This window comes from Virgibacillus ndiopensis (assembly GCF_900187325.1).
Lineage (GTDB): Bacteria > Bacillota > Bacilli > Bacillales > Amphibacillaceae > Virgibacillus_E > Virgibacillus_E ndiopensis.
This window is the reverse complement of record NZ_FZMZ01000006.1, coordinates 935,625-955,579: the sequence shown is the minus strand read 5'-3', so window position 1 is coordinate 955,579 and position 19,955 is coordinate 935,625. Positions and strand designations below refer to the sequence as shown.

Sequence of the window (19,955 nt, the reverse complement as noted above, 5' to 3'; positions counted from 1 at the left end):
TATTCCCGTTTACTGTCCTAGGGTTATTTGTTTTTTCGTATGGATCGATTCGAGGCATGCGTCAATAACAAGCATATTGTTCAACGTATTGGTAAAATCATGTCTTACCTGTGTACCGTTCAAAATTGCCTCAGAAATATGTTCTACCTGCTTACGGTACTGGTCATCTACTATCGTTTCCGTTCTCGTAACACCCTTTTTTTCCACAACCACTGATCCCTCTCCACCATTCTGGTCCGGTCTATACGGTCGCGGGACTACGATCCTCCCCTTTGTTCCAATCACTTCGTATTCACTGCGATCAACTAACCCAAAACTAACATCAAACATTGCTCGTACACCATTGGGAAATGTCAAATATGCAACAACATCTGTGTCCACGTTATAGTCTGGATCGATTACACCATGAGCTTGTACGGTTTCCGGTTCCGTATTTAGTACATTTCGAATCGAGTGGACCGTATAACATCCTATATCATAAAGACTGCCACCACCTTTTTCGCTGCTCATCCGAATATTGTTAGCCTTCTCTTGTAACGGAAAAGAAAATGCTGCTCTTATAAATGATACATCACCAATTTCAGCAGATGCTATTATCTCTCTTACACGCTCATGCTGTGGATGAAAGTAATACATAAATGCTTCCATGAAAATAACATGATGCTCCACACACACCTTCTTCATCTCCATTACCTCACCACTATGAAGAGCAGCAGGCTTTTCACACAAAATATGTTTTCCATGCTTTGCCGCTTCGATCACCCATTTTTTATGTAAATGATTTGGTAACGGAATATAAACCGCATCAACACTAGCATCCTCAAGTAAAGCCTCATAACTGTCATAAGCTGTTTTTATCGTAAATTTTTCAGCAACCTCTTTAGCTCTAGCAAGTCCGCTTTCACTTGCAATCGCAACCACCTCAGCATTTGTCGTACGTTGAAAGGCAGGTAATAACTGTTCCTGCGCAATTCCAGCTGTACTTAGTACTCCCCATCTAACAACACCCACAGTAAAACCCCCTTAAAAATTATGAAACTATTAAAACTACTTTAATTATAGCCACAACTTCCCAACTATGTGAAGGATAATGATACATTTGCGAGTGGGACAGGGGGACAGGTCCCTTGTCCCAGTGTAACGGTGAGACGATGAACCTGTCTCAATAACAAAAAAGCGGGACGAGGTTACTGTCCCTCTGTCCCGCTTTCATTTTATAAACTTGCATTTACATCTGGTTTTACATAGGCATCTTTCTTTGTATAAATTGTTAGCCCTACCGAGGATACAGAAAGAAACTATACCATAACGATTTTGAATTTCTAAGAAACGTATTGAAAAACGTTACAGTCCCCGTAATAGCAGAAGGAAACGTAATCACACCCGAAATGTACAAAAAATGTATGGACCTAGGTGCTCAAGCAAGCGTTGTTGGCGGAGCGATCACACGACCAAGGGATATTACGAAACGATTTGTATGTGAAGTTGAATAGCGTCACGAGGGTTAGACCTCTGTTCCAGACTAGCGGTGGGACAAGGGGTCTGTCCCTCTGTCCCATGTCCCTCTGTCCCACTCAATTATTACAATGTCAACGCAATTGCCCCTTTAATTCCTTGTTCATCATTTAAGCTTGGCGCGACAATAAAATTATCTACATTTTCAATCGCTACATATCCGTTTACCAATTCCAAAATCTTCTCCCTGATCAATGGATATAGTTGTTCCTGTTTCAGGACACCGCCACCGATAATCACTCGTTCTGGTGACAAAATTAGAAAATAGCTCATAATTGCTTGCGCCAAATAATAAGCTTCAAGCTCCCACACACTTTGCTGATCCGCTAATAAATTGCCCTTTTTTCCGTTGCGCTTTTCAATGGCAGGACCAGAAGCTAGCCCTTCTAAACAAGTCCCATGATAGGCACAGCTCCCTACAAACTTGTCGTCCTCATGCTGTTGCACAAAAATATGCCCCATCTCTGGATGGCTTTTCCCAATGTATGTTTCTCCGTCTTTGACAAAGCCAGCTCCAATTCCAGTGCCTACAGTTATGTACATACAGCTATCCACATCATTACCAATTCCATATTTATATTCACCCAGCGCAGCAGCGTTCACATCGGTATCCATATAAACTGGTAGTTGATAATCAGTCTGTAATCGTTTCAACACATCGTAGTTCTTCCATTTTGTTTTTGGAGTGTTTAAGATGGTGCCGTACGTTTTACTTTGCTTATCCAAATCAACAGGTCCGAAACTACCGATTCCAATCGCCTCAATCGAATAGTCGGCAAAAAATGCTTTCACTTCCTTAAATGTTTCCTCTGGCCCCACCGTTGGAAAACTTGTTTTTGCAATAATTTTCCCTGTTTGATCACCCACTGCGCAAACAAATTTAGTCCCCCCTGCCTCGATTCCTCCGATTAGCATAGCACTCTCCCCTTCCATTTACACCCAGGAAACGATAAACGCCGCTTCCCCGGCAAGTTCATATTCCTTGATTCCAGTTGGCAAAATAAAATGACTGCCCTTTTCAATAGTAAAGCTGTTACCATCTACCGTTATTTTCGCACTTCCTTCAATCACACTAACCTGCAAAAAATCTTTAGATAAATGCTGCGTTACTTTCCCATTTAATTGCCAATGAGAAACAGTAAAATACTTCTCTTCTACTAATTTTTTCATCGTCAAATCGCCAATTGTTTCTTCCTGCTTCTCGATCGCCATGCGTTGATGCGGAACGGTAGTCACTTGTTTCGCACGTTCAATATGAAGGTCCCGCTTTTGCCCGTTGGCATCGACACGGTCATAATCATAGACACGATACGTAATATCAGAGCTTTGCTGCGTTTCCAAAATGACAATTCCCTTTCCTATCGCATGAATCGTACCACTTGGAACATAAATAAAGTCCCCCGCTTGCACACGCACTCGCTGTAACAATTCTTCCCATTCACCATTGTCCATCATGGCTTCCAATTCCTGTTCTGATTTCGCATGATGCCCTAAAATGAGTTCTGCATTAGGATCAGCACTAAGCACATACCAGCATTCCGTCTTTCCATATGGCTGATCTTCTACTTCTCGCGCAAATTTGTCATTAGGATGCACTTGTACAGATAGATCATCATTAGCATCCAAAATTTTTACGAGTAGCGGATATGCTTCATCATTATTAGCCTTTTTGTTAAATAATTCTCCATGCTCATTCCAAGCATCGGCCAGCGTTTTACCTTTAAGTGGTCCATTCGTAATTGCACTCGGACCATTTGGATGTGCTGAAATAACCCACGCTTCCCCCGTTTTAGCATTTGGAATATCATAACCATATAACGTATGAAGCTTCTCCCCACCCCAAATACGCTCCTGAAAAACAGGACTTAAAAAAATAGGTTCCTTATACATCTGATTTACCTCCATTGTGGGACAAGGGACCTGTCCCCCTGTCCCATTGTTTTAACGTGTCCGACCTACTGAATTGTATCTAACAATTCATAAGCATCCTCTTTGCTAGTAACGTTCAACAACGCTTCTCTAAATGTTTCATCCATCAATCGTCGAGATAGCATTTGTAAAATTTTCAAATGGGCATCTCCAGCACTTTCTTCCGGAACAGCAATCATAAAAATAAGTTTCGCTTCGGTGCCGTCCATGCTTTTCCAATCAACCCCATCACGTTTAATACCAAATGCAACAGCTGGGCGTTTTACCGCTGTTGATTTTCCGTGTGGAATCGCAATATTCATTCCAAGCCCTGTTGTACTTTCATTTTCCCGTGCTAAAATTGCTTGTTTAAATTCTTCTGTAGAACGTAAACGATTAGTTGCATCTAATTTTTCAATCAATTCATCGATCACATCATCACGCGTTGTTCCATCTAAATTAGTTTCAATCAATTCTAGGTTCGTAATATCTGTCAATTTATTAATTTCAACTGGAACCGGTTCAGATTCAACCTGTACTTGAGTAGGTTCCTCTGTCACTGCATCACCATTATCCGATTCTTCCGTAACATCTTTTTTCAACAAATTAACCATAACTGCTGTAACAATAACACCTACAATTGCTGCAATAAAGAACATTAGCACATTATCAACTGCACCTAACACAGCAACAATCGGTCCACCATGTGCAACGCGATCTCCTACATTTCCAAGCATTGCGATAACCGATCCAACCATCGAACCAACCATTAAACTTGGAATAACACGGAGTGGATCCTGTGCCGCAAAAGGAATGGCGCCCTCCGTAATCCCAAACAGCCCCATTGTAAAAGATGCCTTACCTGTTTCCCGTTCTGCAGATTGATATTTCCGTTTATTAAGTAATGTTGCAAGTCCCATTCCAAGTGGAGGTATACAAATCGCCACCGCAATCGGACCCATAATTTCATAGTTTCCTTCTGCAATCATAGCGGAACCGAATAAGAACGCTACTTTGTTAAAAGGTCCACCCATATCTACTGCGATCATCGCACCAAGAATCAGTGCCAATACAATTGAACTTGCTCCCTGCATTCCTTCAAGCCATAGTGTCAATGCTTCAAAAACGCCCGCTACCGGGGAACCAATTACAAATATAAATAGTAATGCGACAATCAGTGTTGCTATAATCGGAATGAAAATAATTGGCATCACTGGCTGGATCGCTTTTGGTACTTTGATTTTCTTAATCCCAAGCGTTACATAACCAGCTAGGAAACCAGCAATAATCCCACCAATAAAACCAGCACCAGCTTCACTACCGTAAAAACTTCCATTTGCTGCAATTAATCCACCGATGATACCAGGTGCTAAACCTGGCCTGTCTGCAATACTTACTGCAATAAACCCTGCTAAAATCGGCACCATAAAGCTAAACGATGCAGCACCAATACTTTCAATTTGTTTCCAAAAAGAACCCTCTGGAATAACAATCCCGCCAGATGTCTGGTCTCCACCGAATGTCAATGCAATCGCAATCAATAATCCGCCAACGACTATGAATGGAATCATATACGACACACCACTCATCAAGTGTTTATAAATCGGATTCTCTTTTTCCTTGCGTTTTTTCTTCACATCCTCGGCCGTCTTCAATCCAGCCTTATAAACCGAAACATCGCCACTTTGAATACGTTTGATTAAATTTTCTGGATGACGTATCCCCTCTTGCACACCAACTACAAGTAACTTTTTACCGACAAATCGTTCCTTGGAAACCTCTTTGTCGCTGGCAATTATAATACCATCAGCTTCTTCAATGTCTTTTTCCGTCAATCCATTTTCTACACCAATCGAACCTTGTGTTTCAACTTTAATATCTACACCCATTTCGACGCCTGCTTTTTGAAGATTTTCAGCAGCCATATACGTATGGGCAATACCAACTGGACATGCCGTAACAGCTAATATTTTCATAAATTTACGCCTCCAAATCTATCTAAATAAATCGCTTACATTTATTATATACCCGACTTATTTACTAATAAATTATAATTTTTACCGTAGCAATGGCAAAAATAAATTATTTTAAATAAAGGTGGCGTTTACGTGATACCTCATTCAGTAGCGTTACTTCCTGTCCATACGGGATAAAATATCAGAGGCACTGCTAGATTCTGTCAATTCTTTTACACGTATAGGCTGCTCACTAATCGACGAGATCTGTTGAATAAGGTCCTTCGTTATCATTTTATTTTCATTAGCTATTGCCAGTAGAAAAACAATAGAAACCATTTCCCCACCCCATTCCAGCGGTTCCTTCATGATAGCCATGGCAATAGCTGATTGTTTTACAGTGTCAGGACTAGCGTGGGGGATCGCAATAGCTCCACCAATGGACGTTGCAGATGCTCTTTCACGTAAAAGTGCATGATGGACAAATGTTTTTGAAACAACCCCTCTAGCTAAAAGAGAGTTTGCAAGCATTTCAACTACTTCATACCGGTGCTCTAAATCTACACCAAGATGAATTGTCTCTTCGTCCAGCAACTGTACAAGTGACGAATTTCCTTGATGCTGCTTTTTCACCTTTTCCATTGTCTGTAAAAATTGCGTTAGCTTTGCTTTATCGTTTGCCTCTAGTAACGGAGATATCTCAACATAAGGAACTTGCATATGGTCAAGAGGCGTTGTCGAGATGATAAAATCAACCATGTTAGTTGTAAGAAACGCGTCTACTTCCATTTTGCCAATACATCCTACAATGTTCATTCCCCGATAATTCTGTTCAAGTTTTGCCTGTAGCAAATGCGACATCCCGATGCCTAGATGACATACGATCAAAACACTTTTTGTCAGGTTCCTTTGCTTCTGTAAACGTTCAATGGAGGCTTGAAAATGAAGAACCAAATAAGCTGCCTCATCTTCTGGGATCTCTAAATCACATTTTTTCTTAACATCTTCAAGGGCAAGTACAATCATACTGAACATATATGGATACATTTTCTTAATGTCGGGTAAAAGTGGATTGCTAATCGTAAATCCATACGTTATACGATTGATGACTGCATGCAAATGAATGATTAAACCTTCCACAAGAATGGAGTCTTTTTCAAAATTGACCATGGTCAGCTGTTGCAAACGTTCTGAGATCATCCTAACAATATCCGCTACAACGTGATCTGAATGTCTAAGGCTTTCTGGTTGATCATTTCTTGTTCTGCTACTGACCAAATGCCACGTATAATAAATCCGCTCATTATCCGAAAAAGAAATGGTAAAAGTTGTCTCCAATTGATCTAACAACCAACTCGCCATCTGGTATTCATTCGATTGATACGTGGATGCTTTATCTTTATTCGGTATGGCAATTGGCGATTGCTGCCTCGTTCGACGTATGAGAATAAGTGCATGAATAAGCAGACTTTCAAACCCACCATCTGTAAAAACAATCTCAAACTTTTGTTGCAAGTTCTGTAAAGCCTTTCTGATAGCAGCAACTTCATAGGGCGGGAACAAATCAAGAATATAATTCCTTTCCGTTACGGATGACAGAAGTTCAGATAAATGAGCTAAAGCATTGCGTTTATTTAGCTCAGAACCACTCACAATATTCCCCAATCTTTGTTTGGAAACAAGGGAAAGATCATATCGATCAAACCAGCTTTTAATCTTCGCTAGATCCTTCTTAATCTCTGCCTTATTTGTATAATAACGTTCAGCAAAATCTCCTAACGTAATTGGTTTGTTACTTACCAACAGCTTATAGGCAATTTCGATTGTACGTTCCGCTTCTGTCATGGGATCCTTTTGGTTTTGGTAAAGCCTATTAAATAATTGGGATCGATCTTCTTCATCGATTTCCAGATACAATCCCAAACCAGGCTTGCGAACAAGACGTGCAGTTCGATATGCTACTAAATATTCTTCTATATGGTTTAAATCATTTCGTACCGTCTTCTCCGAACAATGCAGACTCTCCGCCAGAAAATCCACTTGAAATATTGTATTCAAATTCGTCAATAGGATACGCAATAACTCATCTTGCCTACTAATCATAATGACACCCACTTTGGGACAGGGGGTCAGGTTCCTTGTCCCAGTTTATCGCCGAAACGGAGCATGGGACACTGGAGCTGTCTCCTTTCCCAGTCCATCACCGGGACGGAGGGTCTGACCCCATGTCCCACTCCGTTATTTTTCTAATACTCTGATAAATCCCTCATAGTTTTTTACGTTTACTAGTTTTTCCACAATGGGAGCATTTTCGATAATCTTGCCTAACAAATCATACATCGATTGCAGATCTTCGGTACTTTCTTTCTTGACACATAGTAAACAAACAAATTGCACCAGCTTATCATTCCAAGTGATTGGTTTTTCCAACGTACAAATGGCGAGAAAGGTAGTATCTGATTTCGGTGTAATCGGATGGGGAACTGCTACCAGGTTCCCAAAAGATGTTGGTGCTATTTCCTCACGTTCATAAACTGCTTCAAGAAAGCTATGCTCCACTAAACCTTTTTTCAACAATTGGGTATGCATAAATTCCAGAACTTCTTCTTTAGAAGTAAAGCTTTCCCTTAAAAACATAAGCTCTTTTTGAAAATAGTGGTCAACACGCTGCTTGCTTTCCACGACAAAGTCCCTTATTTTCTTAAGGTCATTATCTCCTAAAATCGCATTTACCTCAACTACCGGTATAGGTAAATCCTCTGAAATTGGAATAGAACTAACGATAAAATCAACATTGTCTAAATCACGATTATCAAGCTTATAATACTCCGTTGTACCGATAACATCAATTTCCCTACTGAATCTAGATTTCAGCTTATAATAAATCAATTTTGCGGTACCTAACCCAGAGGCACAAACGATCAAACAGCGTTTAGGTCCTGACTTTAACTTTTGGCGCTCCATTGCAGCTCCTATATGAAGTGCAAGGTATCCAATTTCATTTTCATTAATTTTCGTCCCCGTATGTTCTTCAATCGCAACGCCAGCTATAATTCCCGCTTCAAAAGCTAATGGGTAGTTCTGCTTAATATCCTTAAGCATTGGATTTCGTACATTCATTCCATATTTATAACGATTAATTGCAGGTTTCAGATGTAATCCCAACCCCATAATCAATTCTTTGTCCAAGCTTATTCCTAAATTAAATTCCGCTTCTATTTTTTCAAGTATTATCCTGACCAATTGATACATTTCATCGTCCAAAACCTGCTCAACAACTTCGTCAGCATCATTTGATTGTGACAGCATTTTTGTCCCTAGTAAATGGATAGCGATATAAGCAATTTCCGATGGTGGAAAACTAACATGGAATGTCTCCTCAACTCCCTTAACAATCCGTTCGGCCACCTGATATTCTCGTTGATCACGAATCGATTGCATATCTGCGGGATAAAGTGTTACGTGGTACCCACTTTTAATCCGTTTGTAGGCGATCGCGATATGAATCAGCAAATTATTCAATGCTATATCGGATAAGGTTATTTGCTGATTCTCTATTTGCTTCATGATAATTGCCATTATAGAATCCAAATCCGTCTTAGCAAGGGAAGAAAGATGGGTCTCAACCAAATGATCACCAGTCTTTTCATTGCGGTCAAATAGATATTCTGCAGCACAGAAGCGGCGTTTAAGTTCACTTCCTCTAACCGTCAATCCATAATTAGGACGTGATTCCAAACGGATACCATATCCACTCAGTATTTGTTTTACATGTTTTAAATCATTTTGGATCGTTGATTTACTAACGTACATTTCCATAGCTAAATCGTCAAGCTTTTCATACCCTTCACTTAACAATAAACGTTTTATTAAATAGGATATCCGTTCTTCAGGTGATTTTGGAACAAATTTATCTGGAGAAACCTCCTCTGCAAAAACCGTTTTTAAATACTTACGGAACTTCAGAGAATCATCAATATATAATTGATAGCCTTTACCCATAACAGAATCAACATGTGCTCCATTAGGGGAAAGCATCGCATTAATGTTTTTCACATCTTCCCTTGTAGTACGCGATGTCACCTGATTTATATTGGCTAAATATTTTCCTGTGAGTGTCGTTTGCGCTGCCATTAATTCACGTAAAATTGTTTTCATTCTGGAGTTCAACATAGTGGTTCTTCTCCTTCTAAAGTGTATCCTCATTCAGTGACGCATTTTCCCCACTGAACGTCAGATAAACAAATCGAACCTTTACAAACAGTTGATCCCGTGGTTATTTTTAAATCTTAACGCGAGATCTTACTACCCGTAAAGCGGGATTAAATTCGTCGGTTATGTTAACAATACAATACCATTCTATACACCAAAAGGTTCTGATTCAAAACAAGAACCAGAACCCATCCATCCAATCAGTTTACAAACCCATTATCTAACCGGGTTAAAAAATTGAGGTAAATATGTTTTGTGAGCGTTTAGCATTTCATCCAGTATTTCCTTGGCGACCGTATCTGAAGGAACAAGTGGATTTATTGTCATCGCTAGTAATGCCTGATGATAATCACCGGTCACAGCAGCCTCGGCACTTACACGTTCAAAAGACTTAATCTGCTGAACAAGCCCTCTAACCGCGACTGGTAAATCCCCGACACTAATGGGCTTGGGACCATCCTTCGTAATGACGCAGTTAACTTCTACCGCTGAATCGTCTGGAATACTTGCAATTGCTCCGTTATTTCTTGTATTAACAGGTTGAATATCACGCTTATCATTATAAATGGAATTGATTAAACTGCAAGCTGCATCACTATAGTAGGCTCCACCCCGTTCTTCTAATTGTGGAGGCTTTATTGTAAGTTCTGGATCACGATATAATTTGAATAGCTCTTTTTCCAATTTTTGAACGACCTGTGCACGTGTTCCTTTTTCTGCAAAATCGCGTTGTTCTTCCTCAAGCATTTTACTAGTTTGATAATAATAACGGTGATACGGGCATGGTAAAATCTTCAATGCTTTAATGAAATCTTTTTCCCAGCCAAGATCAACAATATTTTTCATTGTCATTCCTGCTCCACTCGTAAGCTTATCCAAAACTTTTTCAGTGACGACCGTACCATCCAAATACACTTCCAGGCCAAACACCATATGGTTCAATCCTGCAAAATCGATATGAACTCTGCTTGGATCAACCGCGAGCATTTCAGCAACTCCCATCCGCATCCCAATTGGTACATTGCATAATCCTACTGTTCTTGTAATAGTACTGTACCGTAACACTGCTTCTGTTACCATTCCAGCAGGGTTGGAAAAATTAATCAGCCATGCTTTCGGGCAGAGTTCCTCCATGTCTTTGCAAATATCCAGTATAACAGGGATTGTCCGTAACCCTTTGAAAAGCCCACCTGGACCATTCGTTTCCTGACCAATCACACCATATTTTAAAGGGATTGTTTCATCCTTCGCACGTGCATGAAGATTTCCTACCCGAATTTGCGTTGTGACAAAATCAGCACCCTCTAATGCTTCCCTGCGATTCAATGATAAATGAATGTCCATTGGAATGTTTGCCTGTTCAACCATTCGCTTTGCCAAGCCACCGATAATTTCTAATTTTTCTTTTCCATCAGGAATATCCACCAGCCATAGTTCACGAATTGGCAGTTCATCATATCGCTTAATGAATCCTTCAATCAGTTCCGGTGTATAGCTTGAACCTCCACCAATTGTAACAACTTTAATTCCCTTCATGTTAACCACCTCAGGTTTAGTTAAAATCCATTATTCTCGGAAACCGTTTTTATCCAATGTGCACTTTTTTTCCATGTTCGTTCCTTCGTTTCAATATCAACGGAAATAAAACCGTAACGATTTTTGTAGGCATTCATCCATGACCAGTTATCCATAAATGACCATAAATGATACCCTTTTGCATTACATCCTTCTTCAATCGCTCTATGCAGCCATTTTAAGTGTTCACGAATAAAATCAATTCGGTAATCGTCTTGAATCTCACCATCTTGAATGAATCGACTTTCACCTTCGACTCCCATACCATTTTCAGAAATAAATGACTCGATATTGCTATAATTCTCTTTTAGATTGATCATGATGTCATAAATACCTTTTTCATAGATTTCCCAGCCACGGTATTTGTTCATCTTTCTACCAGGCATTTCATAGTTATCAAAAAACCAGTCCGGCATGAACGGGCTATATGGATTTGGTAAATGCTCTTTCGCTTTAACTCGTCTCGGCTGATAGTAGTTCACCCCAAGAATATCCGCTGTATTCGCTTTTAACAATGCACCGTCACTATTTTCCGTAACCGGTAATTGACCATGCTCACGCAAGATCTCGATTAATTCTTCTGGATATTCCCCTAATACGGCTGGATCAAGAAAACTACGGTTGAAAAATAAATCTGCAATACGCGATGCTTTTAGATCAGCAGGGTTTTGGCTTCGCGGATATGACGGTGTCAGGTTTAAGATAATACCTATTTTTCCATCGATGTTACATTCGCGAAACGCCGCAACTGCTTTAGCATGGGCAATCATCGTGTTGTAAGCGACCTGTGCCGCACGTCTTGCATCGACAACATTCGGATAATGGAAATCGTACAGGTATCCACCTTCTACCGGTACAATTGGTTCGTTGAATGTAAACCATTTTTTGACTCGATCTCCGAACAGATTAAACGCTTCTTTGGCATAGTCTGCATACGCTTCTACTACTTCTCGATTTTCCCAACCACCTTCATTTTGTAATTCCAATGGCATATCAAAATGGAAAAGATTTACAAACGGTTCAATCCCGTTGCTAAGCAGCTCATCAATTACATTATTATAAAATGTTACAGCTTCTTGGTTAACTTCCCCGCGTCCACCAGGAATTAACCGTGCCCATGATATAGACAAGCGGAATGTATTATGACCAATTTCCTTCATTGTGTTAATATCTTCTTTATATACATGATAAAAGTCAGATGTGGATTCTGGTCCTACATTGTCAAAAAAACGATTGGGCTCTGTTTTATACCAGTAGTCCCAAATAGTTTCACCTTTTCCACCTTCATTTGCTGCGCCTTCAATTTGCGTTGCGGAGGTTGCACTTCCCCACCAGAAATCGCTTGGAAATTTATAATTTATAGACATACCGTTACCACCCTTTATTTGTTTCGATAGATTTCAATAATTTCAATAGCTAGATCTCTTACCGTCATGGAAGTCATCAAATGATCCTGTGAATGAACCAAGATAACGTTAACTCCAGTCCCTTCACCACTTGCTTCCTCTTGAAGTAAATTAGTTTGGTAGCCATGTGCCTTTCCTAACTCCGTACTTGCTTCTTCAATCAATCTATCAGCTTCATCAAAATTACCCGCTTTTGCCTCTTGTATTGCCTCCATTGCGCTGGATTTACCATTTCCAGCATACAAAATAATCTGAAAAGCAATTTCTGTCAATTTATCCATGTGCCATTCACCTCTGAAGTCTGCAATATTGGTGGGACAAGGGGTCAGTCCCTCTGTCCCGGTTCTGGGTGGGACAGAGGGACTGTCCCCCTGTCCCATGAACTTATCCCGCGTTTTTCGTTTCTTTTTTCTCTGTTTCATAGTAATTTTTGTCTAGGAGTTTTAAGAATGGCCACCAGATGACCATGACTACTGCCAGGTTAAATGCTTGTAAAACCCCACCCTGCCATGCATTACCTGTTGCTAGAAAACCATTCAAAATCGGTGGTGTTGTCCATGGCACAATAATTCCTGCAGGTGGTGGAACGAGGCCAGTCGCCATCGCATAATACGTAATAATCGTTACAACTACGGGAGCTAACAACCATGGAACGATTATTAATGGATTCATAATAATTGGTAGACCAAAAATGATTGGTTCGTTAACATTGAAAAAACCAGAAGGGCCACCCAATTTACCAATTTCCTTCAGCTGCCTACTTCGTCCAATCATAAAGATTAAAAGAACAACAGCTAAGGTCATCCCAGATCCCCCCATTCCAACTAAAAAGGAATCAATAAACTGTTTTGTAATAATGTTTGGAAGCTCTGTACCAGCTTGGAATGCGCTTAAATTTTCATCATTTAATGCATACCAGATTGGATCAAATACAGAGTTTACAATGATTTGGCCATGCAATCCGAAGAACCAAAACACTTGAATCAATAATACTGCGACAATTGTTGCTGGTAAGCCGCTGCCCAATGCTGTTAGCGGTTCTTGAATAATCGTATAAATAAAATTTTGCACGGTATCGAATGATGTATAACTGAAAATAATTCGAATGAGTAAAAATACAGTAAGCGTCAATGTGATTGGAATCAGTGCACTAAACGATTTCGATACTGCTCCAGGAACACCGGCAGGCATTTTTATTGTCCAATCTTTTTGTACAAAAAATCGATACAGTTCAGCAGAAATAAAGGCGGTAAAAATCCCAAGGAACATCCCTTGTGCCCCTAGACTTGCTGTTGGAATAACTCCGGAGACTCCTTCAAGTACTTGTGGTGTCAGTATGAGAAAAGATGCAAATGCAACAACACCACCGTAAATTGCTTCTCCCTTGTAATGCTCGGTCAGCTTATACCCTATACCGATGATGACAAATATCCCCATAATACTCAAAGTTGCAGCGGATGCGGGTCCTAACGCATTTTGATATGCCGCATACGCATCTTCGCTTATCACCTTGTCAAGGAATGGTAAATTCGCAATAACCACAAATATGGAACCAAAGATAATAAGTGGCAATGCTACCATGAAACCATCACGCAATGCAGATAAATAACGATTGTTGTTTAACTTGTCTGCAATTGGTAATAGAATATCCTCCAAAAATTGCATAAATTTATTGTTCATAATCGTTTCCCCCTGTTTTGTTTACTCCCCAATTAAATCAAGGGCTTTGTTCAAAACTGCCTTTCCATCTACTCGTCCATATGCCACAGGATCAATAACATCTAGTGGAATACCAACCTCTTCTGCTCTTTTAGCGAACTTCTTCTTCATAAACCTCATCTGTGGTCCAATTAATAAAACATCCGCCTTCTCCATATCTGTTGGCGCCTTATCCTGCGCCACAGCCCAAATCTCAACCTCAACCTCTGTTTCCTTTGCGGCTTCTTCCATTTTCTTCACCAAAAGGCTAGTAGACATACCTGATGAACATGCTAATAATATACGTTTCATGATAAACTTCCTCCTCGAATTAGTATTACTCTTGCTGTATCTTCATTGTAAAATACAACCGCTTACATCTACACACATTCTTTTTCCTCCAACAAGCGGAAATGATTAAGCGCTTACATGGTGGGACATGGGGTCTGTCCCTTTGTCCCACCCCTCCCCATAAAAAAAGCTCTCTACATAATGTAAAGAGCTAATTCTCATTTAATTTTTATGTTCGTTTAGCAATTCTTCTACAGCTATTTGCGTCTTTAACCCTTCTAGTCCGTCAACAATTGGCTGTTTATCATTCTCAATACAAGCAATAAAGTGGTTTATTGCGTTTTCAAAACCACGCTGTCTGCCTACAGTTTCCCAAGATGGAGGAGTTTTCATTGTCACTGCATTCTCCTGTTCTATCTCCATCGTATGTAAATTTTTAACCCTAATAACTATGCCGTCCGAAAACAGTTCTAATTGTTCGAGATTTGATCCAGCATTGCGATGCATTGCAGTTGTGTATGAAACTTGATTGAAAGATTCATAAATATGCTGTGCATAAACTAGTTGATTGACTTCGTTTACCTGCAAATTTTTATACATAACCCGTATATCTCCACCTGCTAACCAACGAGCGGTATCGACCAAATGAATATAATCATCTAGCATTGTGAATGCAACTGAATTAGGACCAACCCCCTTTACCCTATGTTTTTCGAAGCGCACCCAAACCGGTTGATTTGCTTTCTCCTTTGCTTCCATATACATCGGGGCAAAACGCCGATTAAATCCTACCATTAGCTTTCTACCATGCTTTTCACTTATGTCAATTAACTTCTCTGCTTCTGAAATTGTAGCAGCTAATGGCTTATCAACATAAACATCTTTTCCGTTATTCAAGAGTTCTGAGACAACTTCAAAATGAGAGTCTGTTGAACTATGCACAAAAACTGCATCACAACTCTGTGATAAGGCTATTAAACTGGCAAAATCCTGAATACGATGTTGCTCACATATCTTCTTCCTTTTCGCTACACTCGGTGAAAATGCCCCTACAAACTCCCAATCTATTTCTCTTGTAAGAATTGGCAAATACGCTTTCTGAGCAATCCCACCCAATCCAACCATTCCAATCCGCAACTTCCTCACGATTGCCTTCCTCCTTCTCCGGGACAGAGGGTCAGTCCCTGCGTCCCCATTTTTTCACTCTGGTCAAGGTATCAGTCGTCCCGGGACAGAGGGTCTGACCCCCTGTCCCACCCTGCCTGATTAGCGAACTCTGTCTATAACACTTTTGGGTATTCCTGTTATTCTGGATAATTGTCTTGCTGAAACACCTCTAAGCTCTTTTAATTGCAAAATAACTTTGTCTCTATCTTTCTTTTCCATTTGCTGCAACATACTATTAGTTGAAATCCCTAGTTCCACTAAGCGACTTTTAACCGCACTATCTGGCAACCTTATTTTCACAAAATCGTCTAAACAATTGTCATCATTTGTTACTTGCATATACGCAGCAAACAATTCAATAGCTTTACCTCTATTAGGTGAAAATAAACTTAAACCTAAGTCAATATCAACCAATTGACTTCGACTGACATACTCATAGATGCTTGTCCACTTACACTCAAACACATTATTTGCTAAACCGGCCTTCACAGGATTTTGGTGTATATAGCGTAAAACTGTTAAAAAGTAAGGGATATTCTCTACATTTTCACTTCTAAACCTTCCTTGAAAAAGATGTCCGGAACGTTCATATTTATTATTATACCAGTATACATAACTTGAGCTAATTCTTTGTATTACTTTAGAAACTGTCTCCTCTGTTTCTTTCAATAACAAATGAATATGATTATCCATCAAACAATAACTAAAAACCCTGAATTCGCTAATCTCTTTGAACCTTTTTACAGTTTCCAATAACCTAAACCTATCTTCATCATCCTCAAAAATAGTTTGTCTATTAATTCCACGTAGCATAATATGATAGATTCCATTATAACTTTTCTTCCGTTGTTTTCTAGGCATACATCAAATCACCTCCGGGACAAAGGGTCAGTCCCCTCGCCCAAATTTCTATACGATCACGATCAGTAAATAATATCTGGAGTATTGATTGGAGATTGATGGAGGACATCACGGGGCTATTACGAATACAAGATAAATTATTTTCTTAAAAAAGTCAAAATTAGCCTTTCTAGTAAAATTTAAATTTCTATGTATTATTAACCAGTGAATATATATTTCGCTACACTTATTTCAGCTAAAATTCAAAAAACAACTTTAACGAAGAAGCGAAATTTAACTTTATGGAATTGGGTGGGACAAGGGACCTATCCCCATGTCCCACCCAAAAAAAAGCGGGACAGAGGGTCTGACCCCCTGTCCCATGACCCCCTGTCCCATTAATGCATTACATCAACCACGATTCTTGAGGAGAATGCTGGTGTTTGATAGTCGACGTCGTCTGTCTTTAGGTTGAACGCTGCAACAAACCTATCATCTTCCATATAATAATCAATGCTAGATATGACAGGACTATTAGATACCGTAACAGTGCCGCCTTCTTTATTTAATTCTCCATTAATTTCCCCATACGGAATTTTCAAGCGTAATTTACCATCTTGTTCTTCAATTTTATAATTGTTGACCGTTTTATTTAAATCAAACACAATCCTTGAATAATCTGAGTGTATTCCATAACGGATATTTTCGACGTTTGTAGCTGACACTTCTACCTCGCGTGAAGCAGTATAATCATTATATGTTGCTACAACTTCCCCTTGCCCTTCATTGGTAGCGTAAAAAGTTCCGTTTTCCACGTATCCAATTTCACCTGAGACTTTCCATTCAATCAATGATGGATCAATATCAAACGCTTCTCCATTTTTGTCGTATCCTTGCACAGTTAAATCAACATGCTGACCTGGCGACGCTGTTAAATCTAACGGTAAAATACCTAAAGAACCTTTTTCTTTATAGGGATGCGTGCCTTTAGGATATGGATTATATAGTAAGTAATCATTTCGAACCTCTTCAATCCATGAATTCAACTCTCCCTGCCAGGAATCCATAATCTCATTAACTGGTTCATCATTCAAAAGCATTCCCGGTACATCCGGATCTCCAATAAGATTAGCATAGCTTGATGTCATCTCAAATTTCTCTGGGTTTTGATCACGCATGGCATCGACAAGATTCAAGCCTAACTCTACTAAATTAATATCGGAGGGATCATCCATATGCACTTGCACGCCACCGACTAATTCCCCTTCATATTTTCCAAACATAGGGGTAAAATATGCAGACCTAAACGAAACGCCTTGAATAGCTCGGTCGTTCATTTCTTTAGCCAAATCTTCCCCATCAATCCATGGCGCACCGACCAGTTCAAAAGGTCTTGTCGTTCCAAGTCCTGTAGTTAAGGATGTGTCGTCCACTAGCTCCGTTCCTGCATATAAATAAGCGGTTTCCATCGTTGGTATATTAGGGGAAGTCATGACCCATGGCAGTCCTGTGTCTTCAAAGTGCATGGTCCGTTTCCACCCCTTCATTTTAGCAACTTTCAGGTCTACACCCAAGCTATACTCATGATTCCACATGGTCGCTAATTCTCCAACCGTCATTCCATGCCTTACCGGTAACAAAAATCGTCCCATAAAACTAACTGTATCCTCAGAACGGAGAGGACCTTCCACTTTCGTTCCACCAATTGGATTCGGGCGATCTAATACAATCAACTCTTTCCCAAATTCCGCAGCCGCTTCCATCGCAAAACCTAGTGTATAAATATACGTATACACGTTGGAGCCAATATCCTGTATGTCAAAAAGCAACACATCAACATCTTCCAACATTTCCTCTGACGGTTTCCAGGTAGGACCGTATAAACTGTATACAGGTAAACCCGTCTTTTCATCAATATAGGATTCTACGTATTCCCCCGCTTCCTGATCCCCCCGTATACCATGTTCGGGACCAAATAGAGCAGTTAAATTAACATCTGGATGTTCATTTAGCAAATCAATACTACTGACCAAATTACGATCAACCCCGGTAGGATTCGTTATTAAACCAACCTTTTTATCCTTAATCCAATCCAAATGATCCTTCAATAATACCTCAATACCCGGCACCACTTTTCCATTCCCTTTATTTCCTTCTGCATTAGATGTTGTTAACGAAGATGTCATGACTAACATTAGAACTACAACTGTAATCACAATCTTGTTGACTCTCACAGTAACACTCCTTTTATCGTTTCGTTAGGTTTTCCATCTTCCATAATCCATCACTTTACAGCTTCCATTAATCGCTCAATTTTTAAATTCATATCAAATTGCTTCCGATAAATCTCAATCATCTCTTCTATCAAATCCTTTTCAGACATGACTGTCATCAAATGATCCTGTGCATGGACTACTATTACCGGCAATCGTTCCATCCCATCCTTAGCATCCTCTTGCATAAACTGTGTTTGTATTTTATGTGCCTCCAATAACTCTGTCGATGCTTGTTTAACGTTTGCATCAACCTGATCAAAATTCCCATTCCTTGCATCATGTAATGCCTCATGTAAGAAGCCCTTAGCATTTCCTGCATGTAAAATAATACGCATTGAAAACTGTTCAACGTTCATTTTTTAGCCCTCCATAATGGATCAATTCGATAGCGTGCTCAAGTAAGCCGTCTTTGATCCTGCTGTCGACAAGCACATCTAATTCTTTTATTCTAGTAAAATGATAACTGCTACACCTTCTTAATTTTAAATCCATAAATGCAGGGTGACACATCACTTCTGAAATTCCTGGTTCTAGTTTTGAAAATATCTCCAGTAAATATTGTGACGAAACATTCTCTTCCCCGTAAAAATCGTAGTAGAAAAAGTCACTGGATATAACATTTCCAGTTAATTTTGTATCGGAAAATGATCGAATAGGAAGATTATACATTTCGGCTACTTCCATAACGGCTTCTAGCGCGCCAGGTATGTGCAAATGCATATGGTGGTGACTGTCAATATGCGTTACATCAACCCCCCACTTGTACAGCAATTCGAGTTGTTCTTTAAGTTCTTCCTTCACTTCCTGCTTTTTGGCAGATTCAATAAGTGTTTTTCCTTTTAAAAAATCCCCGCTATGATCCGTTAAACTTCGTACCGAAGAAGCAATAGGCTTGCCTACATCCAACACAAAATGCAAGCCGATTCCAAGATTCGGATATTTCTTCGCCTCGTCTAAACTCTGCTTCGAAAATTCAGTGTTAACCATCGCGGTCGTGCTTGTGAGGATGCCATTCTGATGGGCATACAGAATTCCAGCCGACACTCCTGGCGAGAATCCATAGTCATCAGCATTTACAATTAGTCTTGTTGATGAATGATCCATGATTTAAA

At 39.7% G+C, this 19,955-nt stretch carries 15 protein-coding genes and 2 pseudogenes; 1 reads left to right on the top strand and 16 read right to left on the bottom strand.

What is annotated here, in order from left to right; all coding sequences use genetic code 11:
* Window positions 1-9 precede the first annotated feature (9 nt).
* Complete coding sequence (locus tag CS937_RS17080; protein ID WP_099159677.1) at window positions 10-1,011, bottom strand: Gfo/Idh/MocA family protein; 1,002 nt, start codon at window positions 1,009-1,011, stop codon at window positions 10-12.
* A gap of 287 nt (window positions 1,012-1,298) precedes the next feature.
* Between CS937_RS17080 and CS937_RS17075 the strand changes: the two are divergent.
* Window positions 1,299-1,493 (top strand): annotated as a pseudogene (locus tag CS937_RS17075) (N-acetylmannosamine-6-phosphate 2-epimerase); the annotation flags it as partial.
* An 88-nt stretch (window positions 1,494-1,581) separates the two neighbouring features.
* On the opposite strand, the gene CS937_RS17070 reads toward CS937_RS17075, so the two are convergent.
* The 15 genes and pseudogenes from CS937_RS17070 to CS937_RS17000 form a co-directional block, all read right to left on the bottom strand.
* Window positions 1,582-2,430, bottom strand: coding sequence for an ROK family protein (locus CS937_RS17070; protein WP_099159675.1), 849 nt, complete (start codon window positions 2,428-2,430; stop codon window positions 1,582-1,584).
* A gap of 18 nt (window positions 2,431-2,448) precedes the next feature.
* A complete protein-coding gene (manA, locus tag CS937_RS17065; protein WP_099159674.1) occupies window positions 2,449-3,405 on the bottom strand; it encodes a mannose-6-phosphate isomerase, class I in 957 nt (318 codons plus the stop codon).
* A gap of 65 nt (window positions 3,406-3,470) precedes the next feature.
* A complete protein-coding gene (locus tag CS937_RS17060) occupies window positions 3,471-5,399 on the bottom strand; it encodes a PTS fructose transporter subunit IIABC (protein WP_099159673.1) in 1,929 nt (642 codons plus the stop codon).
* Between the two features lie 153 nt (window positions 5,400-5,552).
* Window positions 5,553-7,481 carry a BglG family transcription antiterminator gene (locus CS937_RS17055; RefSeq protein WP_099159672.1) on the bottom strand — a complete coding sequence of 643 codons (1,929 nt, stop codon included), beginning with the start codon at window positions 7,479-7,481 and terminating at the stop codon, window positions 5,553-5,555.
* 135 nt (window positions 7,482-7,616) lie between these two features.
* Window positions 7,617-9,551, bottom strand: coding sequence for a BglG family transcription antiterminator (locus CS937_RS17050; RefSeq protein WP_099159671.1), 1,935 nt, complete (start codon window positions 9,549-9,551; stop codon window positions 7,617-7,619).
* Between the two features lie 255 nt (window positions 9,552-9,806).
* The gene (locus tag CS937_RS17045) at window positions 9,807-11,126 is read right to left on the bottom strand and encodes a 6-phospho-beta-glucosidase (protein ID WP_099159670.1); all 1,320 of its coding nucleotides are present in this window, start codon (window positions 11,124-11,126) and stop codon (window positions 9,807-9,809) included.
* A 20-nt stretch (window positions 11,127-11,146) separates the two neighbouring features.
* Window positions 11,147-12,532 carry a glycoside hydrolase family 1 protein gene (locus CS937_RS17040; protein ID WP_099159669.1) on the bottom strand — a complete coding sequence of 462 codons (1,386 nt, stop codon included), beginning with the start codon at window positions 12,530-12,532 and terminating at the stop codon, window positions 11,147-11,149.
* A gap of 14 nt (window positions 12,533-12,546) precedes the next feature.
* Window positions 12,547-12,852 (bottom strand): PTS sugar transporter subunit IIA, encoded by a 306-nt coding sequence (locus CS937_RS17035; protein WP_099159668.1) that lies wholly within the window; start codon window positions 12,850-12,852, stop codon window positions 12,547-12,549.
* A 103-nt stretch (window positions 12,853-12,955) separates the two neighbouring features.
* Window positions 12,956-14,251, bottom strand: coding sequence for a PTS cellobiose transporter subunit IIC (gene celB, locus CS937_RS17030; RefSeq protein ID WP_099159667.1), 1,296 nt, complete (start codon window positions 14,249-14,251; stop codon window positions 12,956-12,958).
* A gap of 21 nt (window positions 14,252-14,272) precedes the next feature.
* A pseudogene (locus tag CS937_RS17025) lies at window positions 14,273-14,599 on the bottom strand (hypothetical protein); the annotation flags it as partial.
* 183 nt (window positions 14,600-14,782) lie between these two features.
* Window positions 14,783-15,706, bottom strand: a complete 924-nt coding sequence (locus CS937_RS17020; RefSeq protein WP_099159665.1) for a Gfo/Idh/MocA family protein — start codon at window positions 15,704-15,706, stop codon at window positions 14,783-14,785.
* Between the two features lie 120 nt (window positions 15,707-15,826).
* Window positions 15,827-16,588 carry a transposase gene (locus CS937_RS17015; RefSeq protein ID WP_099159664.1) on the bottom strand — a complete coding sequence of 254 codons (762 nt, stop codon included), beginning with the start codon at window positions 16,586-16,588 and terminating at the stop codon, window positions 15,827-15,829.
* Between the two features lie 377 nt (window positions 16,589-16,965).
* Window positions 16,966-18,801 carry an exo-beta-N-acetylmuramidase NamZ family protein gene (locus CS937_RS17010; RefSeq protein WP_245835779.1) on the bottom strand — a complete coding sequence of 612 codons (1,836 nt, stop codon included), beginning with the start codon at window positions 18,799-18,801 and terminating at the stop codon, window positions 16,966-16,968.
* Window positions 18,802-18,851: 50 nt separating this feature from the next.
* Window positions 18,852-19,199, bottom strand: coding sequence for a PTS lactose/cellobiose transporter subunit IIA (locus CS937_RS17005; protein ID WP_099159663.1), 348 nt, complete (start codon window positions 19,197-19,199; stop codon window positions 18,852-18,854).
* A complete protein-coding gene (locus CS937_RS17000) occupies window positions 19,189-19,947 on the bottom strand; it encodes a ChbG/HpnK family deacetylase (protein ID WP_099159662.1) in 759 nt (252 codons plus the stop codon). Before CS937_RS17000 ends, CS937_RS17005 begins: the two co-directional genes overlap by 11 nt.
* Between the last annotated feature and the right edge of the window lie 8 nt (window positions 19,948-19,955).